The 22053-nt window shown below is 70.3% G+C and carries 22 protein-coding genes; 4 read left to right on the forward strand and 18 right to left on the reverse strand.

Annotated features, from left to right (window positions below):
• Positions 1 to 33: 33 nt before the first annotated feature.
• Both FHR97_RS00075 and FHR97_RS00080 read left to right on the forward strand, forming a co-directional pair.
• Positions 34 to 1254 (forward strand): helix-turn-helix domain-containing protein, encoded by a 1221-nt coding sequence (locus FHR97_RS00075; RefSeq protein WP_183381742.1) that lies wholly within the window; start codon positions 34 to 36, stop codon positions 1252 to 1254.
• A 36-nt stretch (positions 1255 to 1290) separates the two neighbouring features.
• Positions 1291 to 1941, forward strand: coding sequence for a Vgb family protein (locus FHR97_RS00080; RefSeq protein WP_183381743.1), 651 nt, complete (start codon positions 1291 to 1293; stop codon positions 1939 to 1941).
• Between the two features lie 25 nt (positions 1942 to 1966).
• Here FHR97_RS00080 and FHR97_RS00085 read toward each other — a convergent pair whose 3' ends face one another.
• The 6 genes from FHR97_RS00085 to FHR97_RS00110 form a co-directional block, all read right to left on the reverse strand.
• Positions 1967 to 3286, reverse strand: a complete 1320-nt coding sequence (locus FHR97_RS00085) for a sigma-70 family RNA polymerase sigma factor (RefSeq protein ID WP_183381744.1) — start codon at positions 3284 to 3286, stop codon at positions 1967 to 1969.
• Positions 3283 to 3690 (reverse strand): VOC family protein, encoded by a 408-nt coding sequence (locus FHR97_RS00090; RefSeq protein WP_183381745.1) that lies wholly within the window; start codon positions 3688 to 3690, stop codon positions 3283 to 3285. The genes FHR97_RS00085 and FHR97_RS00090 overlap by 4 nt, the downstream gene beginning before the upstream one ends.
• 10 nt (positions 3691 to 3700) lie before the next feature.
• Positions 3701 to 3832, reverse strand: a complete 132-nt coding sequence (locus FHR97_RS20455; protein ID WP_281380432.1) for a hypothetical protein — start codon at positions 3830 to 3832, stop codon at positions 3701 to 3703.
• Between the two features lie 107 nt (positions 3833 to 3939).
• Complete coding sequence (locus tag FHR97_RS00100) at positions 3940 to 4296, reverse strand: YciI family protein (RefSeq protein ID WP_183381746.1); 357 nt, start codon at positions 4294 to 4296, stop codon at positions 3940 to 3942.
• A 64-nt stretch (positions 4297 to 4360) separates the two neighbouring features.
• Entirely contained in the window at positions 4361 to 4777 is a 417-nt protein-coding gene (locus FHR97_RS00105) for a YciI family protein (RefSeq protein ID WP_183381747.1), read from the reverse strand.
• A gap of 27 nt (positions 4778 to 4804) precedes the next feature.
• Positions 4805 to 5158, reverse strand: coding sequence for a DUF1428 domain-containing protein (locus FHR97_RS00110; protein WP_183381748.1), 354 nt, complete (start codon positions 5156 to 5158; stop codon positions 4805 to 4807).
• Between the two features lie 549 nt (positions 5159 to 5707).
• Here FHR97_RS00110 and FHR97_RS00115 point away from each other — a divergent pair.
• Both FHR97_RS00115 and FHR97_RS00120 read left to right on the forward strand, forming a co-directional pair.
• Positions 5708 to 6838, forward strand: coding sequence for an efflux RND transporter periplasmic adaptor subunit (locus FHR97_RS00115; RefSeq protein ID WP_183381749.1), 1131 nt, complete (start codon positions 5708 to 5710; stop codon positions 6836 to 6838).
• Positions 6839 to 6849: 11 nt separating this feature from the next.
• A complete protein-coding gene (locus FHR97_RS00120) occupies positions 6850 to 9978 on the forward strand; it encodes an efflux RND transporter permease subunit (protein ID WP_183381750.1) in 3129 nt (1042 codons plus the stop codon).
• 301 nt (positions 9979 to 10279) lie between these two features.
• Here FHR97_RS00120 and FHR97_RS00125 read toward each other — a convergent pair whose 3' ends face one another.
• The 12 genes from FHR97_RS00125 to tkt form a co-directional block, all read right to left on the reverse strand.
• Positions 10280 to 11020: a dienelactone hydrolase family protein gene (locus tag FHR97_RS00125; RefSeq protein WP_183381751.1), complete on the reverse strand. Its 741-nt coding sequence runs from the start codon at positions 11018 to 11020 to the stop codon at positions 10280 to 10282.
• A gap of 92 nt (positions 11021 to 11112) precedes the next feature.
• Positions 11113 to 11433 carry a hypothetical protein gene (locus FHR97_RS00130; RefSeq protein WP_183381752.1) on the reverse strand — a complete coding sequence of 107 codons (321 nt, stop codon included), beginning with the start codon at positions 11431 to 11433 and terminating at the stop codon, positions 11113 to 11115.
• Positions 11434 to 11474: 41 nt separating this feature from the next.
• A complete protein-coding gene (locus FHR97_RS00135) occupies positions 11475 to 11882 on the reverse strand; it encodes a gamma-glutamylcyclotransferase family protein (protein ID WP_183381753.1) in 408 nt (135 codons plus the stop codon).
• 274 nt (positions 11883 to 12156) lie between these two features.
• The gene (cdd, locus tag FHR97_RS00140) at positions 12157 to 12579 is read right to left on the reverse strand and encodes a cytidine deaminase (RefSeq protein ID WP_183381754.1); all 423 of its coding nucleotides are present in this window, start codon (positions 12577 to 12579) and stop codon (positions 12157 to 12159) included.
• On the reverse strand, positions 12576 to 13310 hold the full coding sequence (gene deoD, locus FHR97_RS00145; protein WP_183381755.1) for a purine-nucleoside phosphorylase: 735 nt from the start codon (positions 13308 to 13310) through the stop codon (positions 12576 to 12578). Before deoD ends, cdd begins: the two co-directional genes overlap by 4 nt.
• The gene (locus tag FHR97_RS00150; protein ID WP_183381756.1) at positions 13310 to 14554 is read right to left on the reverse strand and encodes a phosphopentomutase; all 1245 of its coding nucleotides are present in this window, start codon (positions 14552 to 14554) and stop codon (positions 13310 to 13312) included. The genes deoD and FHR97_RS00150 overlap by 1 nt, the downstream gene beginning before the upstream one ends.
• Entirely contained in the window at positions 14551 to 15879 is a 1329-nt protein-coding gene (deoA, locus tag FHR97_RS00155) for a thymidine phosphorylase (protein ID WP_183381757.1), read from the reverse strand. The genes FHR97_RS00150 and deoA overlap by 4 nt, the downstream gene beginning before the upstream one ends.
• Positions 15879 to 16655 (reverse strand): deoxyribose-phosphate aldolase, encoded by a 777-nt coding sequence (deoC, locus tag FHR97_RS00160; RefSeq protein WP_183381758.1) that lies wholly within the window; start codon positions 16653 to 16655, stop codon positions 15879 to 15881. Before deoC ends, deoA begins: the two co-directional genes overlap by 1 nt.
• 63 nt (positions 16656 to 16718) lie before the next feature.
• On the reverse strand, positions 16719 to 17987 hold the full coding sequence (locus tag FHR97_RS00165; RefSeq protein WP_183381759.1) for a NupC/NupG family nucleoside CNT transporter: 1269 nt from the start codon (positions 17985 to 17987) through the stop codon (positions 16719 to 16721).
• A gap of 76 nt (positions 17988 to 18063) precedes the next feature.
• Positions 18064 to 18879: an outer membrane protein OmpK gene (locus tag FHR97_RS00170; RefSeq protein WP_183381760.1), complete on the reverse strand. Its 816-nt coding sequence runs from the start codon at positions 18877 to 18879 to the stop codon at positions 18064 to 18066.
• Positions 18880 to 18956: 77 nt separating this feature from the next.
• Positions 18957 to 20024, reverse strand: coding sequence for a transaldolase (tal, locus tag FHR97_RS00175; protein WP_183381761.1), 1068 nt, complete (start codon positions 20022 to 20024; stop codon positions 18957 to 18959).
• Positions 20021 to 22045, reverse strand: a complete 2025-nt coding sequence (gene tkt, locus FHR97_RS00180; protein ID WP_183381762.1) for a transketolase — start codon at positions 22043 to 22045, stop codon at positions 20021 to 20023. The genes tal and tkt overlap by 4 nt, the downstream gene beginning before the upstream one ends.
• Positions 22046 to 22053: the final 8 nt, after the last annotated feature.

Genomic DNA, 22053 nt, shown 5'->3' on the forward strand with positions numbered 1-22053 from the left:
GCCCTGGGGAGTGACAAGTGTGGCGGGATTGCGATGGACGCGCTGATCACGGCCGCGTCGCGTGCGCTGGCGACGGGTGATCCCCTCGACGCGCTCAACCGGGTCGCCCTGCGCGACGACGCACCGGCACTGGCACTGCGCGGCATCGCCATGGCACAGCTCGGCGATCTCGGGCGCGCCAAGGCCCTGCTGCGCGCCGCCGCGCGGGCGTTCGGCACCAGAGAACCCGCGGCCCGCGCCCGCTGCGTCGTCGCCGAGGCCGAGATCGCCCTCGTCTCGCGCGACCTGGGCTGGCCGGCGACGGCGCTCGCCGCGGCGCGGGCGACCCTCGAGGCGCATGGCGACCGGGTGAACGCCGCGCATGCGCGTTATCTCGAGGCCCGTCGCCTGCTGCTGATCGGCCGCCTCGGCGAGGCCGAGCATGTCCTCGACGGGCTCGATCCCGCGTCCCTGCGCCCCGCCTCAGGGGCCGCCCGGGAACTGGTGGTCGCCGGGATCGCGATGCGCCAGCTGCGCACCCAGGCGGCGCGTGCGGCGCTCGCCCGGGCCGAACAGGCGGCGTACGCTGCCGCCATCCCCGCACTGATGGCGGAGGTCGAGAGCGTCGCCCGCGCCCTGGAGACGCCGGTGGCGCGCCTGATCGCCCATGGCGAGGTGCGGCCCCTGCGGCTCGAGGCGGTCGAGGCCTTGCTGACCTCGCCGGCGCTCGTGGTGGACGCCTGCCGTCACCTCGTGCGCGATGCACACACGGTCATCCCATTGGACCGCCGCCCGGTGCTGTTTACCCTCGTCCGCCTGCTGGGCGAGGCCTGGCCCGACGGCGTGCCACGAGGCACCCTCGTCGCGCTGGCCTTCCGGGGGAAGCGGGCCGATGACTCCTATCGCGCTCGCTTGCGGGTCGAGATCGGCCGGCTGCGCCACGCGCTCGAGCCGCTGGCCGGCGTGACCGCGACGCCCCGCGGGTACGCGCTGGCGCCTTCCGGCAGCCGCGAGGTCGTGGTGCTGGCGCCGCCCGTCGAGGAGGCGCATGCGTCCCTGCTGGCCCTGCTCGCCGACGGCGAGGCCTGGTCGAGCTCGGCCCTGGCGCTGGCGCTCGGCATCAGCCAGCGCAGCGTGCAGCGGGGGCTCGACTCGCTGGCCACCGCCGGCAAGGTGCAGGGCTTCGGTCGCGGGCGGGCGCGGCGCTGGATCACCTCGCCCGTGCCGGGATTCCCGACAACCTTGTTACTCCCCGCGCCCCTGCCGAGTGGCTAGGCTGGATGCGTGAAGCCACCTCATCGGGAGAACATCATGAAGCGATCAACGGCGGACATCCTGGCGGAATACGGCCCTTTCCCGGATATCGAGGGGGTACATGGGGTCAGTCATGACGGGCGGCAGGTCTGGTTCGCCAGCGACGGCCGGCTCACGGCCCTCGACCCGGAAAGCGGGAAGATCCGGCGCTCGCTCGACGTCGCCGCCGATGCCGGCACGGCCTTCGACGGCCGGCACCTGTTTCAGATGGCCGGGGAACACATCCAGAAGATCGATCCGGATTCCGGCCGGGTGCTGGCCCGGATTCCGGCGCCACCGGGCGGCGGCAACTCGGGACTCGCCTGGGCCGAGGGGGCGCTGTGGGTGGGGCAGTATCGGGACTGCCGGATCCAGAAGGTCGATCCCGAGACGGGCGAGATCCTGCGCACCCTCGAGTCCGAGCGCTTCGTCACCGGGGTCACCTGGGTCGACGGCGAGCTGTGGCACGGCACCTGGCAGGACGACCAGAGCGATCTGCGGCGGCTCGACCCACGCACCGGCGAGCTCCTGGAGCGGATCGAGATGCCGTCGGGCGTGGGCGTCTCGGGGCTCGAGTCCGACGGTGGCGAGCGCTTCTTCTGCGGCGGCGGCAACAGCGGAACGGTGAGAGCCGTGCGTCGCCCCGGTCACGGCACCGCGATCGATTGAGGCCGGCTCTCGGGGCCGGCGTCGATCATCCATCTGGTGAGTCACCCCGCTGGTGGCCCGATGAGCGCTCGGGCGTCGTGCACCCCGCCGCCCGCGCCAGCAGCAGGGCCCGCTCGCGTGCGTTGCGGGTGAGTGCCGCGGCGCGTTCGAACTCGTCGCGCGCCTCGGGGATCCGGTCGAGCCGGACGAGCAGGTCGCCGCGCACGCTGGGCAGCAGGTGGTAGTGCGACAGGGCGGGTTCCGCGAGCAGGGCATCGACCAGCTCCAGTCCCGCCGCCGGCCCATAGGCCATGCCGACGGCGACGGCGCGGTTCAGCGCCACGACCGGCGAGGGGGCGATCGCGGCAAGGGCGTCGTAGAGCGCGGCGATGCGCGACCAGTCGGTCTCCTCGGCGCTCGCGGCCCGGGCATGGCAGGCGGCGATCGCGGCCTGCAGGGCATAGGGGCCGAAGGCGCCGGGCAGCGCCGCGGCGCGTTCGAGCGCGGCCAGCCCGCGTCGGATCAGCAGTCGGTCCCAGCGGCCGCGGTCCTGGTCGGGCAGCAGGATGGGGTTGCCGTCTGCGTCCACCCGCGCGGGCAGGCGCGAGGCCTGGATCTCCATCAGCGCCGTCAGGCCCTGGACCTCGGCCTCCTCCGGCAGGAGCCCGGCCAGCACGCGGCCCAGGCGCAACGCCTCGTCGCACAGGGCCGGTCGCATCCAGTCGTCGCCGGCGGTGGCGGCATAGCCCTCGTTGAAGATCAGGTAGATGACCTCGAGCACCGAGGCGAGACGCGGCGCGAGTTCGGCGCCATGCGGTACCTCGAAGGGCACCTGCGCCTCGGCCAGGGTGCGCTTGGCGCGCACGATGCGCTGGGCGATGGTCGGCGTGGCCTTGAGGTAGGCGCGGGCGATCTCGTCCGTGGTCAGTCCGCCGACCACCTTGAGGGTCAGGGCGGCCCGCGCGTCGGGCGACAGGATCGGGTGGCAGGCGGTGAAGATCAGCCGTAGCAGGTCGTCATCGATGTCGGCGTCGAGCGCGGCATCGAGGCGCTCGGTGAAGGCCGCCTCGGCCAGGGCGTGGCGGATCTCCAGCTCCCGGGCCAGCTCGCGATGCTTGGGGGCGGCCATGGTCTGGTGGCGCAGCTGATCGAGAGCACGGCGCCTGGCCGCGGTCATCAGCCAGGCGCCGGGATTGTCGGGAAGACCCGTACCGGGCCAGGTCTCCAGTGCGGCGACCAGGGCGTCCTGGGCGCAGTCCTCGGCCTGGCCCAAGTCGCGGGTCAGGCGCGCGACACCGGCGACGACCCTGGCCGCCTCGATGCGCCAGATCGCCTCGATGGTCTCGCCAAGCTTTCGGTCCGTCACGATGTGTTCCCGGGTGCTCCCGTCATGTGCACGAGCTCCCAGATGTGGCCGTCGAGATCCTGGAAACCGTGCTCGTACATGAAGCCGTGATCCCGGGGCTCACGGTAGCTCGCGCCGTCGGCGGCGAGGGCCTCGCGGACCATGGCGTCGACCGCCTCGCGGCTGTCGAGCGCGATGGCGACCAGCACCTCGGTGGCGGCACGCGCATCGCTCACCGGCAGCGGCGTGAACTCCGCGAACCTCTCGCGGGTGAGCAGCATCGCGAAGATATGGTCGCCGATGATCATGCAGGTCGCCGTGTCGTCGGTGAACTCGGGGTCGAAGGTGAAGCCGAGCCGGGTGAAGAAGGCGATCGACGCCTCGAGATCGGCGACCGGCAGGTTGACGAAGATCTGTCGGGTCATGATCGTCTCCTCAGGATCCCGGACAGGCGGTCCTGGCGGCGGCCTCGATGTAGAAGTCCATCGCCGCATTGGCGTCGCGGCAGACGAGATGCGGGGTGAGGCTGTGCATCCCCTCGGGGATCGGTGGGGCCGTGGTGTTCATAGGCGTCTCCTGGGAGCCGATAGGTTGCGATGAGGACGGCCCGCATGCCGCGGGCTCGATGGATCGACGAACGGCGGGCCGGCGGATCGACACTCGCCGAGGCTCAGTCAACCCACGTAGCAGGGGGCGCATTCGCGCACCTCGACCGTGGCGAAACGCGCGGCCGGGCACTGGCCGGCGATCGCCATGGCCTCCTCCCGATCGGCGCAGTCGATCAGGAAGAAGCCGCCGACCATCTCCTTGGATTCGGCGAAGGGGCCATCCCGCAGCGCCGGCTTGCCGTCGCGTTGCCGGAGCCGCACGCCGTGCTTGTCCGGGCGCAGCGAGCGGCTGGCCAGCAATTTCCCGCGGGCGGCGAGGTCGTCGCCGAAGCGGGTCATCTCGTCATACAGCGCACGTCCCTCGTCCTCGCCGCGCGATTCGCGATCCCCGCGCGCCTCGACGATCAACAGCAGGTAGTCCATGGCTTCCTCCACAGCAAGGTCAGCATAACGAATACTGGTCAAGCGGGTTGTCGATGACGTCAGGTCAGGACGCGCCACCGACCCCCAGGGTCTTGAAGCGATCGATCACCTCGGACTCGCCGAAGTCCTCCAGCTCGAACAGGCGGCGGACCTCGATCTCCGTCTCGCCGCCGTCGATCGCCGGGTTCGGAAAGCGTCGCACCCATTCGGCCGCCTCCTCGCGATTCTTGACCTGGATGAGGGTATAGCCGGCGATCAGCTGCCTGGATTCGGTGAACGGGCCGTCGACCACGCTGCGTTCGTCGCCGGCATACTGGATCCGCCATCCGCTCGAACTGGGTGCCAGGCCGGAGCCGTCGAGCAGCACCCCGGCCCTGGCCAGCTCTTCGTGGTAGGCGGCCATGCGGGCGAGCAGCGCCTCGCTCGGCATGACGCCGGCCTCGGACTCCTGGGTGGCCTTGACGATGATCATGTAGCGCATGGCATTCTCCTCGAATCGGCCGGCCGTTCAGCGATCGACCAGGACCTCGAACCCGCCATAGATCAGGCGCTTGCCGTCGAAGGGCATGGGGTTCGACTCGGGTTGCAGGCGGGGGTCGGCCATGACCGTCTCCATGCCCTGATTCCGGACATCACGGGAGGGCCACAGGATCCACGAGAAGATGACGGTCTCGTTCGGCTCACGCTTCACCGCCATCGGGAAGGACGTGACCTCGCCGTCGGGCACGTCGTCTCCCCAGCACTCGATTACCTGCAGGGCGCCATGCTCCTTGAACACCTCGGCCGCCTTGTCGGCGTGCTGCCTGAATGCCTCCTTGTTTGCGGTGGGGACTGCGGCAACGAATCCATCGACGTAAGTCATCATGGGTCTCCTTCAACGGCTGGGGGAAACGACAGCAACGTGCGTGCCCTTGCGCACCACCGCTGTCGCGGTGAACCATCCTCGAGCAGGTCCGGTGGCGGGGTGCACGTCCCTGCGTATCCCTACGACGGTTGACGCCGCCAGGAATCGACCGGTGCGTTGCTCAACGTGGAGACCGGCCCGCCGTCGAGCGCGGTGAAGACATGACAGCCGGCTGAGGCAAACGTCGGGCCGGACCATGGCAGTCGCCTCGACTCGACTATACTGATTGCCCGCTTGACGCTGGCGGAAGTACGGCATATCGGCGGCGTCTCCCTCGCAGGCCATCGCCGGTGGACGGGCGCCCCCTCGGCTGTGCCGGTCATCGACGACCGACGCGGGTGTCGAATCCGGGACTTGCCGTTCGACATGGTGACAGGGGCATGGTGGCCTCGGCGGTGGTTCACGGCGGGCCGCTGCGTTGAGCCACCGAGATGGCGCCATGCTGCCGTTCCGGTCCTGACGGGGCTCGGTTGGGTCGCGTCGAGGCGTCCATCGGAAGAGGCCTTCATGCTGAAGAAACTGCTCCTCGCCGCCCTCGGCGTGGCCATCCTGGTCGGCGCCCTCGTCTATGCCAAGCTCGACCAGTTCTCGACGATGGGCGAGGCCGCCGAGAACATGGTGCCGCCGCCCGAGACCGTCACCGCCATGACCGTGGTCGAGGCACAGTGGGAACAGTCGCTTCCCGCGACGGCCACGGTCTCGGCGGTGCAGGGGGTGACCGTCGGCGCGGAGATCGGGGGACGGGTGACGCGCATCGGCTTCGAATCCGGGGAGACGGTGACGGCCGGCGAGGTGCTGCTGCAAATGGATACGGCCAGCGAAGAGGCGCAACTCGCTTCGGCCGAGGCGACCGCCGCCCTGGCCAGGGCGGATTTCGCGCGGGCACGCGAGCTGGCCAGGAACAACATGGTCTCTCGAGAGGCGGCCGATGCCGCCGAGGCCAGGCTCAAGGAGAGTGCCGCCCAGGTCGACAACATGCACGCTCTGATCGCCAAGAAGACGGTCCGCGCGCCGTTTTCCGGCCGCCTGGGACTGCGTCGGGTCAATCTCGGTCAGGTCCTGAGCGAAGGCGATGCCATCGTATCGCTGCAGACGCTGGATCCGATCCATGTCGATTTCTCGATCCCGCAGCAACAGATCCGGCGACTGACACCGGGCATGCGCGTGCGGGTGACCACCGATGCCGCCCCCGGCGAGACGCTGGCCGGTGAGATCATCGCGATCGATCCCGAGATCGATCCGGCGACGCGCAGCGTGCGGGTCCGGGCGCGGGTCGCCAATCCCGACGAGGCGTTGTATGCGGGCATGTTCGCCCAGGTCGAGGTGCTGCTGCCGGACACGCAGTCGGTGCTGCCGATCGTGCAGACCGCCGTGCTCTACGCGCCCTACGGCGATTCGGTGTTCGTGGTCGAGCGCATCGAGAACGCGCAATCCGGCGAGACCGAGCGGGTGCTGCGCCAGCGGTTCGTCCGCCTCGGGCGGGCGCGCGGCGATTTCGTCGACGTCGTCGAAGGCCTCGCGGCCGGCGAGACCGTGGTGACCAGCGGGGTGTTCAAGCTGCGCACCGGCATGAGCGTGGTCATCGACAACCTGCTGGCGCCCCGGGCCGAGCTCGAACCGCATCCGGCCGAGTCCTGAAGCATGGAGCCATGAACGCCTTCACCGATATCTTCATCCGGCGCCCGGTGCTCGGCATCGTCGTCAACCTGATCATCGTGATCGCCGGACTGAATGCCTGGCATTCGCTGAGCGTACGCCAGTATCCGCTCAGCGAGAACGCCTCGGTGCAGATCACGACCGCCTACGTCGGCGCCAGCGCGGAGCTGGTGCGCGGCTTCATCACCACGCCCCTCGAGCGCGCCATCGGTGCGGCGGAAGGCATCGACTATGTCGAGTCGAAGAGCCTGCAGGGCATCTCGATCATCACCGCGCGGCTCAAGCTCGACTACGACTCGACCAAGGCGCTGGCCGATATCTCGTCCAAGGTCGACCAGGTGCGCAACGAGCTGCCCGCGGAGGCGGAGGTGCCGGCGATCAGCGTGCAATCGGCCGACTCGGAGTTCGCCGCCGCCTATCTGAGCTTCTCGTCCGACATCCTGACGCCGGAGCAGATCACCGATTACCTGACCCGGGTCGTGCAACCGCGACTGTCCGCGGTCACCGGCGTGCAGCGCATCGAGATCTTCGGCGCACGCACCTTCGCCATGCGCATCTGGCTCAAGCCCGAGCGCATGGCGGCGCTGCATATCAGCCCCTCGCAGGTACGCGAGGCACTGGCCGCCAACAACTACCTGGCGGCGATCGGCAGCACCAAGGGCGCGCTGGTCCAGACCCGGCTCGCGGCGAACACCGATCTCCAAAGCGTCGAGGACTTTCGTCGCCTGGTCATCTACCGGCAGGGCGACACCATCGTGCGCCTGCAGGACATCGCGGACGTCGAACTGGGTGCCGAAGACTACGACACTTTGGTGCGCTATTCGGGGCAGACGGCGGTCTTCGCCGGGGTGTTCCCGCAGCCCAATGCCAACATCGTCGAGGTGATCGACGGCGTGCGCGTCGAGCTCGACCGGCTGCGGCGCGACCTGCCGGCCGGCCTCGAGGCCAGCATCGGCTATGACGCCTCCGAATACGTCGACAACGCCATCCGCGAGGTGACGGGCACGCTCATCGACACCCTGTTGATCGTGATCGCGGTGATCTTCCTGTTCCTCGGTTCGGTGCGCTCGGTGCTGGTGCCGGTGATGGCGATCCCGGTCTCGCTGATTGGCGGCATCTTCCTGATGCAGGTGTTCGGCTTCACGCTGAACCTGCTGACGCTGCTGGCCATCGTGCTCTCGGTCGGGCTGGTGGTCGATGACGCCATCGTCGTGGTCGAGAACGTCGAGCGGCATCTGCGCGAGGGCCGCACGCCGCGCGAGGCCGCTCTGCTCGGGGCGCGTGAGCTCATCGCCCCGATCGTCGCCATGACCGTCACCCTGGTCGCGGTGTATATCCCGATCGGCCTGCAGGGCGGCCTGACCGGCGCGCTGTTCCGCGAGTTCGCCTTCACCCTCGCCGGGGCGGTGGCGATCTCCGGCGTGGTCGCCTTGACGCTCTCGCCGACCATGTCGGCGTCGCTGCTGCGCAGCGCCCAGGACGAAGAGCGCGGCCTGACCGGTTGGCTCAACCATCGTTTCGACCGCCTGCGCGAGGCCTATGGCCGCGGGCTCGGCATGACCCTCGGGGCGCGACCCGCGGTCTATCTGGTGTGGGGCGTGCTGAGCCTGTGCACCATCCCGATGTTCCTGTTCTCGCCCAAGGAGCTGGCACCGACCGAGGACCAGAGCGTGCTGTTCGGCATCATCAACATCGCCGCCAACGCGACCACCGACCAGAATGCCGTCTACGCCCAGGCGGCCGAACAGGTCATGCTGGAGGTGCCGGAGGCCGAACTGACCTTCCAGCTGCTGTTTCCGCCCTCGGTGGGCGCGACGCTGGGCGCCGACGGCTTCAGTGGCGTGGTGGTGAAGCCCTGGGGCGAGCGCACCCGGACGGTGACCCGCATCCTGCCGGAGGTCCAGGCGGAGGTGTCGAGGATACCGGGTATCCAGATGTTCATGACCACGCCGCCGGCGCTGCCGGGCGGCAGCAACTTCCCGGTCGAGTTCCTCATCACCTCGACCGCCGATGCCGAGCGCCTGTTCGAGTTCGCCCAGGCGTTGCGGGACCGGGCGCTCGAGAGCGGCCTGTTCGCCTTCCCTCCCGACATCGACATGAAGCTCGATCAACCGCAGGCGACGGTGGTGTTCGATCGTGACAAGGTGGCGGCGCTGGGGCTGAGCCTAGCCCAGGTCGGTGCCGATCTCGGCGTGGCCACCGGCGGTGACTTCGTCAACCGCTTCAACATGGGCGGTCGCAGCTACAAGGTGATACCGCTCGTCCAGCGGGTCGATCGGCTCAACAGCGAGCAGCTTCGCGACATCCATGTCGCCGGTCCCGATGGCCAGATGATCCCGCTGTCGGCGATCGCCCACCTCGAGCACTCGGTCGTGGCACGCTCGCTCAACCGGTTCCAGCAGCTCAACGCCGTCAAGCTCTCGGGGGTGAGCACGCGCACCCTGGACGAGGCCCTCGGCTTCCTCGAAGACACCGCCCGCGAGATCCTGCCGCCCGGTTATTCCTTCGATTACACCGGCGAGTCGCGACAGTTGCGCACCGAGGGCAACAGGTTCCTGCCGGCCTTCTCGCTGGCCGTGGTGATGATCTTCCTGGTGCTGGCGGTGCAGTTCAATTCGTTCCGCGACCCCTTGGTGATCCTCGCCGGCTCGGTGCCGCTGGCGATGTTCGGCGCGCTGATCTTCACCGTGCTGAAGATGCCCGATCCCAACATGGCGTACTGGACCAACGGCTGGACCACGACCATGAACATCTATGCCCAGGTCGGCATGGTCACCCTGGTCGGGCTGATCGCCAAGAACGGCATCCTCATCGTCGAGTTCGCCAACAAGCGGCAGCAACAGGGCGCGAGCAAGCTCGACGCCGTCCACGAGGCGGCGATGATCCGCCTGCGGCCCGTGCTGATGACCAGCGTGGCGACCATCGCCGGCCATTTCCCGCTGGTGCTGGTGACGGGGGCCGGCGCCGCGGCACGCAACTCGATCGGCCTGGTGCTCGTCGGGGGCATGGCGATCGGCACGCTGTTCACCCTGTTCGTGGTGCCGTCGCTGTATGTGCTGATGGCCAGGGACAAGCAGGCGGCAGGCGGTATCGCCGGCGGGGAAGGCGCATACCGATCATGATCGGCATGCGCGTCTGACCCCGCACTTCCGGCCCGGATAGTTCGGGTGCTTCGTCACGGCATGGAGATTCGACGATCCAGCATGCGCCCCCTGCGCCAGCCAAGTCGGCAGCCGACGCCGCCATGCCACGGCGCTGGCGATGGCGTCGATGCGGGCCTGGTCGAAAGTGGCCGAGGCCGGAGGCGGTATATGTGACGGGGTAATCGGCGGACAGCCCCCCGTCACCCAGTTACCGGCCCCCCTTCGCCGTCGTCGCGGTCCCCCTGTACGGGACCGCCAGAGGACGGCGACGAACGTCGCCTTACAGCGTCTCGTCCAGCAGCATGGCCAGCCGCTTGTGATGCAGGGCGTCGGCGGCCGCGTCGTAGGAGGGGGCGTCCTTGGCCGTGAAGCCGTGGGCGGCGCCCTGGTAGAGCTCGGTGGTGAAGTGCACGCCGGCGTCGGCCAGCGCCTCGTCCAGGCGGGCGATCTGCTCGGGGGGCAGCAGCTCGTCCTTGTCGGCGTGGCCGAGATAGACGCGCCCCTCGATGGTGCCGACCACATGCACGGGGCTTGCCGGGTCGTCGGCCTCCGCCAGCCGGGCCGAGTGAAACCCGGCCGCGGCGGCCACCCGGCCGGGGTGTTCGGCCGCCATGCGCAGCGCGAAGGCCCCGGTCAGGCAGTAGCCGACCACGCCCACCCTGCCGTCCGCGAACTCGGCCTCGCTATCGATGCCGTCGAGGAGGGCGGTGAAGTCGCGGGATTGCGCCTCGGGTGTCAGGTGGGCGGCATACTCGAGCAGGGTGGGCCGCACGTCCGGATCGCGGAAGGACTTGCCCTCCGGCACGACGGCACCGGTTGCATCGCGGTAGTAGACGTTGGGCATCAGGACGGCGTAGCCGTGGTCCGCGACCCGCTGGGCCTTCTCGTGATAGCAGGGGCGCAGGCCGCCGATATCGGTGAACAGCACCACGGCCGGCAGCGGGCCGCCGGCGTCGTCGGGCGTGAAGACATGGGCGTCGATGGTGCCGTCGGCGGCGGGGATGTCGATAGCGCGAGACATGAAGGGGCTCCGGGGTGTCGATGGCGGATATCGTCAGGGACAAAGGTAACCAGAGACGAATCTAACCGGAGACGGGCCCGCTGGCGAGGTCGTTACTGCCCGGCCCCGATGGTCAGTCGCAGGGCCTGCAGGCCGTCGAGCTCGAGGCGCACCTCCTCCGAGAAGAGCGGATGGCCATGCAGGCGCAGGTCGACGGTGGCCGAGGCGCCCTGGTAGTTGACGTCGGCGGAGATCGTCGCCTCCGTGCCCAGGGGGGCCAGCGGGCCGTAGTCGACGCCCTCCACCTCCAGGGCGGTCAGGCCGACGTCGGCGAGCGCCTGCTCGACGTCGTCCTTGACGGTCATGCCATAGCTGACATAGAGCCCGCCATAGGCCAGGCCGACGATCACGATGAGGGACAAGAGGCGGCCCACGGCGGTCTCCTTGGTGAGGGCATGAGGAATCGTGGCGGCGTTTATACCACAGAACGGCGGGCGCGGGGCCCCCAGCCGCCCTCGCGGATCGCGAGGCAGCCCGCCACGTCGAGGTTGTAGAGATACAGCCAGGCCGGCCCGAAGGCGGTGGGGTGCACGACCCGGTCGTAGGTGCCGCTCGCCGGGTGGCGGACCCGGTAGTCCTCCAGCCGGTCGAGGTCGGCGAGCAGCGCCGCATCGACGCGAAACACCTCGATCTCGACGCCCCGCGAGGGCTCGAGCCGAGCGCCGGGGTAGGGGCCCAGGTCGTAGAGGGTGGCGTCAGTGAGCCGATCCGTGCCCACGAAGTCGGCACCCTCCAGCCAGTGGTGATTGCGCAGGCCGCGCTTCAGGGTGCCATAGACGGCGACCAGGGGCGTGCGCTCGATGGCGATGGCGGGGCTAGGCATGGGGGCTGTCCTCTCCGCGAGTGGGCGGACGCCAGTTTAACAAAGCTCGCCGTTCGGGGCTGATCCGGCGACAGCTCTACGAGGAGGCGCTGTGAACCCATCCCTGGGCGCTACCGACGCCCTGCGGCGCTCTCGCATCCTGCTCCGCTTGCAGGGCCGGTGCTGGCCATCCATGGCCAGCCCGTTCGGAGCAATGCTCCTCACCCATGGCGTAGGACCTCCTCTACAACCTGTCCCCGGCGCCCCTCACTCGTTCAGGGGGAGCGCCGAGGGCTCAGTCCATCGCCGAGTCGCGGCCCAGGTTCTCGGGGCCGAAGGAGTCCGGCAGCAGCTCGTCCATGGTGTAGCGGCGGAGCAGCCGGCCCTCGGCGTCGACCACGCGGATCCGCGTCTCGGGGGTGGCGAACTCGCGGAGGCGCTGGCGGCAGTCGCCGCAGGGCGTGCACAGGTGCTGGCCCGGCCCGATCACGTAGACCTCGCGCAGCTCGCGCTCGCCGGCGCTGGCCATGGCAGCGATGGCCGAGGCCTCGGCGCAGAGTCCCTTGTAGTGGGCCACCTCGACGTTGGCGCCGGCATAGCGGGTGCCGCTCTCGCTGACCACCAGGGCGCCCACCGGGTGGTGGGAATAGGGCGCATAGGCGCGGTCGCGCACTTGGATCAGCGCCTCGACGATGCTCGCCTCGATCTCGCCGCTCATGCGCCTGCCTCCCCGGCCGCATCGTCACGCAGCACGCCGTCCAGGGCGATGGTCACCATCTCGTCGAAGGTGGTGGCGCGCGCCTCGCTGGACAGGGAGTCGCCGTTGACGATGTGGTCGGAGACCGTGCAGATCGTCATGGCCCGGGCGCCGAACTCCGCGGCCACCCCAAAGAGGCCGGCGGCCTCCATCTCCACGCCGACGATGCCGTAGCGGCGCAGGGTCTCGATCAGCGCGGTGTCCGGGTTGTAGAACAGGTCCGCCGAGAAGAGGTTGCCGACCTTCACCGGCACGCCCTGGGCCGCGGCGGCATCCACCGCATGGCGGGTCAGGTCGAAGTCGGCGATGGCGGCGAAGTCGTGGCCGAGGAAGCGGGTGCGGTTGACGCCGGAATCGGTGCTCGCGCCCATGCCGATCACCACGTCGCGCACCGCCACGTCGTCGCGGACCGCCCCGCAGGAGCCGACCCGGATCAGACGCTTGACGTCGTAGTCGGTGATCAGCTCCTTGGCGTAGATCGACACCGAGGGGATGCCCATGCCGTGGCCCATCACCGAGATCTCGCGGCCCTGGTAGGTGCCGGTGTAGCCGGACATGTTGCGCACGCTGTTTACCTGGCGAACGTCGCTGAGGAACGTCTCGGCGATGTGCTGGGCGCGCAGCGGGTCGCCGGGCATCAGCACGGTATCGGCGAAGTCGCCGCGTTTGGCCTCAATATGGGGGGTAGCCATCAATGCTCTCCTTGGCGGGGGGGATCGGGGAGGAAGCTCTCGCCGTCGTCCATAGGCGGCAGGCCGAAGTGCTCGGCCAGGCTCTGGCCGATGTCGGCGAAGCTTTCGCGTGCGCCGAGCGAGCCGGCGGCGAGGCCGGCGCCCACGGCCAGCACCGGCACGTGCTCGCGGGTGTGGTCGCTGCCGGTCCAGGTCGGGTCGCAGCCGTGGTCGGCGGTGAGCACCAGCAGGTCGTCGGGTGCCAGGCGCTCGAGCAGCTCGGGGAGCCGGGCGTCGAGGGCCTCCAGGGCGGCGGCATAGCCGGCCACGTCGCGACGGTGGCCGTAGACCATGTCGAAGTCGACGAAGTTGGTCATGACCAGGGTGCGGTCCCCGGCCGCCTCGAGCGCCGCCAGGGTGGCGTCGAACAGGGCGTCGTGACCGTTGGCCTTGATCGTCTCGCTGATGCCGCAGTGGGCGTAGATGTCGGCGATCTTGCCGATCGCCACCACCTGGCCGCCATCGTCGTGCAGGCGCTGGAGCACCGTGGGGGCGGGCGGCTCGACGCTGTAGTCGCTGCGCGCGGCGGTGCGGGTGAAGCTCGCGGCGTCGTCGCCGGTGAAGGGGCGGGCGATCACCCGGCCGATGTTGTAGGGCTCGAGCAGGCGCCGGGCGATCTCGCAGACCTCGTAGAGCCGCGCCAGGCCGAAGGTCTCCTCGTGGGCGGCGATCTGGAACACCGAATCCGCCGAGGTGTAGACGATGGGCTTGCCGGTGCGCACGTGCTCCTCGCCGAGGCGGGCGATGATCTCGGTGCCGGAGGCGTGACAGTCGCCCAGCACGCCGGGTAGCTCGGCCTCGCGGATCAGTGCCTCGAGCAGCGCCCGGGGGAAGCTGTGCGTCTTCGCGGTGAAGTAGCCCCACTCGAAGCGCACCGGGACCCCGGCGAGTTCCCAGTGGCCGGAGGGGGTGTCCTTGCCCGAGGAGAGTTCGCGGGCATGGCCGTAGGCCCCGTCGACCGCCGTCGGCGGCGTGACCCCCTCGGCCCAGTCGCCGGTGCACTCGCGGTGGGCATGGAAGAGCCCCAGCCGGCCCAGGTGGGGCAGGTGCAGCGGGCCCTGGCGGGCCTCTCCGTCTGCTTGGCCCCGGGCGCAGGCCGCGGCGATATGGCCCAGGGTATCGGCCCCGGCATCGCCGAAGGCCGGGGCATCCGGGGTGGCACCGATGCCGAAGGAGTCGAGGACGAGCACGAGGGCGCGGGTCATGAGGCCTCCCGACGAATGACGTCTCGTATCAGTGTAGGGGGCTCGGCGGGGGGCTCGCCGATCTCGATGGCCTCGCGCAGGCGGTGCTCGGCGCGCTGGGCATCGTGCTCGCTTCGGGCATGGATCATCGCCAGGGGCTGGCCGGCCGAGACCCGCTCGCCCAGCGCGGCGATATCGGCCAGGCCCACCGCCGGGTCGATGGCGTCCCCCGGCGCGCGGCGGCCGCCGCCCAGCTCCACCACCGACAGGCCCAGCGCCCGGGTGTCCATCCGCCGCAGGTAGCCGGCGCGTTCGGCGCGAACCTCGCGCAGTACCGGCGCGGCGGGTAGGTGGCGATCGGCGGCCTCGAGCAGGTCGGCCGGCCCGCCGAGGCCGGCCACCATGCGCGCGAAGCGCTCGGCGGCCGCGCCCGAGGCCAGGCGCGCGTCGAGCTTGGCCAGGGCGGCCTCGCGGTCCGGGGCCAGGCCGCCGGCCAGCAGCATCTCCGCGGCCAGGGCCCGGGTCACCTCCAGCAGGCGGCCGTCGCGGCGCTCGCCGCTGAGCACCGCCAACGCCTCGCGGACCTCGAGGGCATTGCCGGCGCAGGGCGCCAGCGGCTGGCTCATGTCGGTGAGCAGTGCGGTGGTCGGCGTGCCGGCCTGGCTGGCCACCTCGGCGATGGTGGTGGCCAGCTCTCTGGAAGCGTCTTCGGTGGGCATAAAGGCTCCGCTGCCGACCTTGACGTCCATCACCAGGGCATCGAGGCCGCAGGCGAGCTTCTTGCCGAGGATCGAGGCGACGATCAGCGGTAGCGATTCCACGGTGGCGGTGATGTCGCGCACCGCGTAGAGGCGCTTGTCGGCCGGGGCCAGCTCGCCGGTCTGGCCGATGATCGCCACGCCGACGTCCCTGACCAGGCGCCGGAAGGTGGCGGTATCGGGGCTGACCGAGTAGCCGGGGATCGACTCGAGCTTGTCCAGGGTGCCGCCGGTGTGGCCCAGGCCGCGGCCGGAGATCATCGGCACATGGCCACCGCAGGCGGCCACCCAGGGGCCGAGCACCAGCGAGACGAGATCGCCCACGCCGCCGGTGGAATGCTTGTCGAGCACCGGGCCGGGCAGGTCGAGCCCGGCCCAGTCCAGCACCTCGCCGGAGTCGCGGACGGCCTCGGTCAGCGCCACGGTCTCGGCGGCGTCCATGCCCTGAAGATAGATGGCCATGGCCAGCGCGCCGACCTGGGCGTCGCCGAGGCCGCCGTCACTGATGCCGGCGACCAGCTCGCGGATTGCCGCGGCGTCCAGGGCCCCGCCGTCGCGCTTGGTGCGGATGGCCTCCTGGGGCAGCATCAGTAGCCCGCCTCGGGGGTGGCGACGCCACCCGCCAGGCCGAGGGTGACGAGCAGGTCGTCGAGCAGGCCGGAGGCGCCGAAGCGGAAGTGGGCCGGGGTGACCCAGGCCGCCCCCATGAGTCGCTCGGCCAGGGCCAGGTAGGCGTCGGCATCCTCGGCGGTGCGCACCCCGCCGGCGGCCTTGAAGCCCACGTCGCGGTCGCTGTCGCGGATCACCTCGAGCAGGATCTGGGCGGCCTCCAGGGTGGCGTTCACCGCCACCTTGCCGGTGGAGGTCTTGAGGAAGTCGGCGCCGCCGGCGACCGCGAGCTCCGCGGCACGGTGGATCAGCGCCGGGTCCTCGAGCTCGCCGGTCTCGAGGATCACCTTGAGGGTCTTGTCGCCGCAGGCCGCCTTGCACATCTCGACCAGTTCCTGGCCCACGGCCTCGTCGCCCGCCAGCAGGGCGCGATAGGGAAAGACCACGTCGACCTCGTCGGCCCCGGAGGCCACGGCCTCGCGGGTCTCCCGGGCAGCGCCCATGACGTCGGCGTCGCCGTGGGGGAAGTTGGTGACCGTGGCGATCTTCACCGTGTCGTTGAGCCGGTGGGCGGTCAGGGCCCGGCGGGCCGGGACGATGAAGTTGGGGTGGACGCAGACCGCCGCCGGTGTCCCCGCCGGGGTCTTGGCCCGCTGGCACAGCGCCTCGATGGTGGCATCGGTGTCGTCGTCGTTGAGGCTGGTGAGATCCATCAGCGAGAGAGCCTGGCGGGCAGCGCGTTGCAGATCGGTCATGGGATCGTCCTGTAAACGGGAATGGAGGCGCCGCGGTGGTGGCCGCGGCACGGGCCGGTTTCCTCAGGCGCCCAGCGCGAGGAAGAAACCGGCCAGGGTGGCGGACATCAGGTTGGACAGGGTACCTGCCAGCACGGCCTTGATGCCAAACCGCGCGATCTCGTGACGGCGGGTGGGGGCGATGCTGCCCAGGCCACCGAGCAGGATGGCGATCGACGACAGGTTGGCGAAGCCGCACAGCGCGAACGACAGGATCGCCGTGGTGTGGGCCGACATCACCTCGCCGGTGGCGGCGACCACCTGCTCGCCGTCGATATAGGGGGCCAGGTTGATATAGGCGACGAACTCGTTGACCACCAGCTTCTGGCCGATGAAGGAGCCGGCGAGCGTCGCCTCTTCCCAGGGCACGCCGAGCAGGAAGGCCAGCGGCGAGAACAACCAGCCGAGGATCAGCTCCAGGCTCAGCGACTCCACCCCGAACCAGCCGCCGACGCCGCCGAGCATGCCGTTGATCAGGGCAATCAGGCCGATGAAGGCCAGCAGCATGGCGCCGACGTTGGCGGCCAGGGCGAGCCCCGAGGAGGCGCCGGCGGCCGCGGCGTCCAGCACGTTGCTGGGATGGTGTTCCTCGGCATCGAGGCGTTCCTCCGCCTCGTCCATGTCGTCGTTCGGTGCCTCGGTCTCGGGCAGCAGCAGCTTGGCGAACAAGAGCCCGCCGGGGGCGGCCATGAAGGAGGCGGCCACCAGGTACTCCATGGGGATGCCCAGCGCCGCATAGCCGGCCAGCACCGAGCCGGCCACCGAGGCCAGGCCGCCGCACATCACCGCGAACAGCTGCGAGGGCGTCATGCGGGCGATGAAGGGGCGCACCACCAGCGGCGCCTCGGTCTGGCCGACGAAGATGTTGGCGGTGGCCGAGAGCGACTCGGTGCGCGAGGTACCCAGCGCCTTCTGCAGGGCGCCGCCGAGGATGCGGATCACCCACTGCATGATGCCGAGGTAGTAGAGCACGGCGGTCAGCGACGAGAAGAAGATGATCACCGGCAGCACCTTGATGGCGAACACGAAGCCGGTGGCCTCGACGTCGGCCAGGCCGCCGAACAGGAAGTCGATGCCGTCGTTGGCGTAGAGCACCACCTGGCTGACCGCGTCGGACACGGTCTCGAGTACCGTCTGGCCCACGGGCACGTAGAGCACGAAGGCACCGAGGCCGGCCTGGATGGCGAAGGCGCCGCCCACGGTGCGCAGGCGGATCGCCCGGCGATTGGAGGAGAAGATCAGGGCGATGGCGATCAGCGTCGCCATCCCGACGAGACTCATGAGCAGGGTCATGGTGAGATCCTTGTGGTTGGTGGCATGGGCCCGGTCACGGCCCCATGACCGGCGATGGCTCACGGGAAATGGTATGTCACAGGAAGTTGATCTTCAGGGTGTAGATCATCGCATTCTGGTAGTCGTCGGCGGTACCCAGCTTGTTGTGCGAGTAGCGATACTGCACGCCGGTGGTGATGGCATCGGTCGGGTGCCACCACAGGGCCGCCGCGCCATTGGTGCCGACGGGCCCGGCCTTGTCGCCGACGAAGTTCTGCTCGAGATAGGCGTCGTCGCGCTCGAAGGTCTGCTCGTGCCAGTTGGTGAGGCTGAAGGCCTGATCGAAGGCGGTGAAGTCGTAGCCGGCGACCCAGCCGGCCATGTAGCCATTCATGCCGGTATGGCCGCTGCTCTGCACCCGGGCCGCGCCGAGGAAGGGCTTGATCCACAGGCCATTGGCGAAGGTATGACGGTAACCGACCCCGAGGATCTGGTCCTGCTCGCGGACATCGAAGTCGTGGTCGCGGAAGTCGTAGACATGGACATAGACCGAGAAGGGGGAGTCGCCCAGATAGAAGTGCGAGGTCACCTTGGCGGCGGTGCGGAAGTTGTCCTTGCCGCCGCTCTGCTCATCGAAGCTGCCGTGGTTGGGGTTCTCGGCGTCGAAGAAACCGTAGACCTCGCCCCAGTCGAAGCCCACGCCGCCCTCGAGCTCGAGGTAGACGAAGTCGCCCTTGGCGGCGTTGCTCGCGGTGCGGCGTTCGGTGCCGTCGGACCAGTCGAGGTAGTTGATCGAGGCATTGGCGAACGACCAGCTCGGGGTCAGGCCGTCGGCCTGGGCGACGGGGGCGAGACCGGCCAGCAGCGATGCGCCGGCGATACTCAGGGGCAGGCGGCGTGCAGGGTAAGACATGGAATCCTCGTGTTGTCGTTGTATTGGGTGCGGGTGCCCTTCCGGCCGGCCGGCCGGACGACCGGCCGGAAGGGGCGTCAGTCGACCAGGCGCAGCAGTTCGTCGTAGGACTGGTCGAAGGCCGCGAGGCCCTCGCGCTGGAGGCGCTCGCCGATGGCATCCAGGTCGATGCCCAGGGCGTCCAGCTCGGCCAGTTGCTCGCGGGCCTGGTCGAGGCCGCGGGGCAGCGTCTCGGCCGCCTCGCCGTGGTCGGCGAAGGCCGCCAGGGTGGCATCGGGCACGGTGTTGACGGTGTCGGGGCCGATCAGCTCTTCCACGTACATGACGTCGGAATAGGCCGGGTTCTTGGTGCCGGTGCTGGCCCACAGGCAGCGCTGGGGCCGGGCCCCGGCCGCCCTCAGCGCGGCGAAGGCCTCGCCGCCGAAGACCTCCTGCCAGCGGGCATAGGCGGCCTTGGCCGAGGCCACGGCGATCCGGCCGCGCAGGTGGGCGGCGGCCTCCGGCAGCCGGGCGTCGATCAGGCTGTCCACCCGGCTGAGGAAGACGCTCGCCACCGCCCGCATGTGGTCGACCGGCTTTCCGGCGGCGTGACGAGCGGCCAGGCCCTCGCGGTAGGCGGCGAAGACGTCGTCCAGGTGGCGCGGCGAGAACATCAGGGTGACGTTGACGTTGAGGCCGGCGGCGATGGCGTCGCGGATGGCCGGCAGGCAGGCCCGGGTGGCCGGGATCTTGATCATGGCATTGGGCCGGTCGATGGCGGCCCACAGGCGCTCGGCGGCGGCCAGGGTGCCGGCCGCGTCCTGGGCCAGGCGCGGCGAGACCTCGAAGCTGACATGGCCCTGATCACCACCGGTGGCGTCATAGCGGGGCCGCAGCAGGTCGCAGGCCGCGCGGATGTCGGGCAGCACCAGGGCCTCGAAGCGACGCTCCGGGTCGGGTTCCCGGTCGCGCAGGCGTGCCAGGTCGTCGCGGTAGAGCGGATCCTCGGCGATGGCCTTGTGGAAGATCGCCGGGTTGGAGGTGACGCCGGCGATGGCGTCCTCCTTCAGCCAGCGCTCGAGGCGGCCGCTCTCGAGCAGCCGGCGCGACAGGTTGTCCAGCCAGACCTGCTGGCCGAACTCGGCGATGCGACTCAGACGACTCATGCGGAAACCTCCTGGGATGCGCGGGTGGGGGCCAGCCGCCGGCGGGCCCGTGCGGTGACGGCCTCGGCGGTGAGGCCGAAGTGGCGATACAGCGCGTCGGCCGGGCCCGATTCGCCGAAGCTGTCGAGCCCCACGACATCGCCGTCGAGCCCCACGTACTTGCGCCAGTAGTCGGTCACCCCGGCCTCCACCGCCAGGCGCGGCACGCCGGGCGGCAGCACGGCGTCGCGGTAGTCGCGCTCCTGTCGGTCGAAGGTGAAGGTCGAGGGCAGCGACACCACCCGGGCCTGGACGTCCTCGTCGGCGAGCCGGACCCGGGCCTCGACGGCCAGCTCGACCTCCGAGCCGGTGGCGATCAGCACGATATCCAGCGCTCCCGTCTCGCGGGCGAGCACATAGCCGCCGCGGCGGATCTCGGCCTGCTGCGTGGCGTCGCGCGGCTGGGCGGACAGCGCCTGGCGGCTGAGGATCAGGCTGGTGGGCGTGTCGGTGTGCTCGAGGGCGACCCGCCAGGCCACCTGGGTCTCCACGGCATCGCAGGGGCGCCAGACATCCATGTTGGGCATCAGGCGCAGGGTGGCGGTCTGCTCCACCGGCTGGTGGGTGGGGCCGTCCTCGCCGAGGCCGATGGAATCGTGGGTGAAGACGAAGATCGGGTTGATCTTCATCAGCGCGGCCATGCGCAGGGCGTTGCGGGCGTATTCGGAGAACATCAGGAAGGTGCCGCCGAAGGGCCGCAGGCCGCCGTGCAGGCACAGGCCGTTCATGACGGCGGCCATGCCGAACTCGCGCACCCCGTAGTGCAGGTAGTTGCCCCCGCCGCGATGGCCGACTGGGCGAGCCTGGTCCCACAGCGTCAGATTGGAGCCGGCGAGATCCGCCGAGCCGCCGATGAGCTCCGGCAGCCCCGCGGCGAAGGCCTGGATGGCCTGCTGGCTGGCCTGGCGGGTGGCGAGCCGATCCGCCCGCTTGGCCACGGCCTCGAGATGGCGTTGGGCTTGGGCCGCGAAGTCTTCCGGCAGGGCGCCGGCGAGGCGGCGCTCGAACTCCGCAGCGGCCTGGGGATGGGCCTCGGCGTAGCGGGCGAACAGCGCCCGCCATGCGGCCTCGTCCCGGGCGCCGGCGTCCCGGGCGCTCCATGCCTCGGCCACGTCGTCGGGAATCATGAAGGGCCCGTGGGCCCAGCCCAGGGCCTCGCGGGCGGCCCGGATCTCGGCGTCGCCCAGCGGCGCGCCGTGACTGGCGTGGCTGCCCTGCTTGGTGGGCGCGCCTTTGCCGATCAGGGTCCGGCAGGCGATCAGGGTGGGGCGGTCGTCGGCCTTGGCCCGGGCGATGGCGGCATCCACGGCCGCCACGTCGTGACCGTCGACGGCCTCGATCACCTGCCAGCCGTAGGCGGCGAAGCGCCCCGCGGTGTCGTCGGTGAACCAGCCCTCGACCTCGCCGTCGATGGAGATGCCGTTGTCGTCGTAGAGCACGATCAGCTTGCCCAGCCCCAGGGTGCCGGCCAGGGAAGCGGCCTCGTGGCTGATGCCCTCCATCAGGCAGCCGTCGCCGACGAAGGCGTAGGTGTGGTGGTCGACGAGCGGGAAGCCGTCGCGGTTGAACGTCTCCGCCAGCAGCCGCTCGGCGAGCGCCAGGCCCACGGCGTTGGCCAGTCCCTGGCCCAGCGGGCCGGTGGTGGTCTCGACGCCGGGGGTGTAGCCGAGCTCGGGATGGCCCGGGGTACGGCTGTGCAGCTGCCGGAAGGCGGCCAGGTCGTCGCGCGAGAGGTCGTAGCCGGTCAGGTGCAGCAGGGCATAGAGCAGCATCGAGCCGTGGCCGTTGCTGAGCACGAAGCGGTCGCGGTTCGCCCAGTCGGGATTGGCCGGGTTGTGGCGCAGGTGGCGGTGCCACAGGGCGACGGCGATCTCGGCCATGCCCATGGGCATGCCGGGGTGGCCGGAGCCGGCCCGCTGCACGGCGTCCATGGCGAGGACGCGCAGCGCGTTGGCGAGGGTGTCGGTATCGGGCGTTGTCATTATCGGTG

The organism is Halomonas stenophila, from assembly GCF_014192275.1.
GTDB classification, from domain to species: domain Bacteria; phylum Pseudomonadota; class Gammaproteobacteria; order Pseudomonadales; family Halomonadaceae; genus Halomonas; species Halomonas stenophila.

What these genes read in the sequence shown, in the direction of transcription:
- FHR97_RS00075 (WP_183381742.1), top strand. Translation starts at nt 34, where the DNA reads ATGGACGCGCTGATCACGGCCGCGTCGCGTGCGCTGGCGACGGGTGAT.
- FHR97_RS00080 (WP_183381743.1), top strand. Translation starts at nt 1,291, where the DNA reads ATGAAGCGATCAACGGCGGACATCCTGGCGGAATACGGCCCTTTCCCG.
- FHR97_RS00090 (WP_183381745.1), bottom strand. Translation starts at nt 3,690, where the DNA reads ATGACCCGACAGATCTTCGTCAACCTGCCGGTCGCCGATCTCGAGGCG.
- FHR97_RS20455 (WP_281380432.1), bottom strand. Translation starts at nt 3,832, where the DNA reads ATGAACACCACGGCCCCACCGATCCCCGAGGGGATGCACAGCCTCACC.
- FHR97_RS00100 (WP_183381746.1), bottom strand. Translation starts at nt 4,296, where the DNA reads ATGGACTACCTGCTGTTGATCGTCGAGGCGCGCGGGGATCGCGAATCG.
- FHR97_RS00105 (WP_183381747.1), bottom strand. Translation starts at nt 4,777, where the DNA reads ATGCGCTACATGATCATCGTCAAGGCCACCCAGGAGTCCGAGGCCGGC.
- FHR97_RS00110 (WP_183381748.1), bottom strand. Translation starts at nt 5,158, where the DNA reads ATGACTTACGTCGATGGATTCGTTGCCGCAGTCCCCACCGCAAACAAG.
- FHR97_RS00115 (WP_183381749.1), top strand. Translation starts at nt 5,708, where the DNA reads ATGCTGAAGAAACTGCTCCTCGCCGCCCTCGGCGTGGCCATCCTGGTC.
- FHR97_RS00120 (WP_183381750.1), top strand. Translation starts at nt 6,850, where the DNA reads ATGAACGCCTTCACCGATATCTTCATCCGGCGCCCGGTGCTCGGCATC.
- FHR97_RS00125 (WP_183381751.1), bottom strand. Translation starts at nt 11,020, where the DNA reads ATGTCTCGCGCTATCGACATCCCCGCCGCCGACGGCACCATCGACGCC.
- FHR97_RS00135 (WP_183381753.1), bottom strand. Translation starts at nt 11,882, where the DNA reads ATGCCTAGCCCCGCCATCGCCATCGAGCGCACGCCCCTGGTCGCCGTC.
- cdd (WP_183381754.1), bottom strand. Translation starts at nt 12,579, where the DNA reads ATGAGCGGCGAGATCGAGGCGAGCATCGTCGAGGCGCTGATCCAAGTG.
- deoD (WP_183381755.1), bottom strand. Translation starts at nt 13,310, where the DNA reads ATGGCTACCCCCCATATTGAGGCCAAACGCGGCGACTTCGCCGATACC.
- FHR97_RS00150 (WP_183381756.1), bottom strand. Translation starts at nt 14,554, where the DNA reads ATGACCCGCGCCCTCGTGCTCGTCCTCGACTCCTTCGGCATCGGTGCC.
- deoA (WP_183381757.1), bottom strand. Translation starts at nt 15,879, where the DNA reads ATGCTGCCCCAGGAGGCCATCCGCACCAAGCGCGACGGCGGGGCCCTG.
- deoC (WP_183381758.1), bottom strand. Translation starts at nt 16,655, where the DNA reads ATGACCGATCTGCAACGCGCTGCCCGCCAGGCTCTCTCGCTGATGGAT.
- FHR97_RS00165 (WP_183381759.1), bottom strand. Translation starts at nt 17,987, where the DNA reads ATGACCCTGCTCATGAGTCTCGTCGGGATGGCGACGCTGATCGCCATC.
- FHR97_RS00170 (WP_183381760.1), bottom strand. Translation starts at nt 18,879, where the DNA reads ATGTCTTACCCTGCACGCCGCCTGCCCCTGAGTATCGCCGGCGCATCG.
- tal (WP_183381761.1), bottom strand. Translation starts at nt 20,024, where the DNA reads ATGAGTCGTCTGAGTCGCATCGCCGAGTTCGGCCAGCAGGTCTGGCTG.
- tkt (WP_183381762.1), bottom strand. Translation starts at nt 22,045, where the DNA reads ATGACAACGCCCGATACCGACACCCTCGCCAACGCGCTGCGCGTCCTC.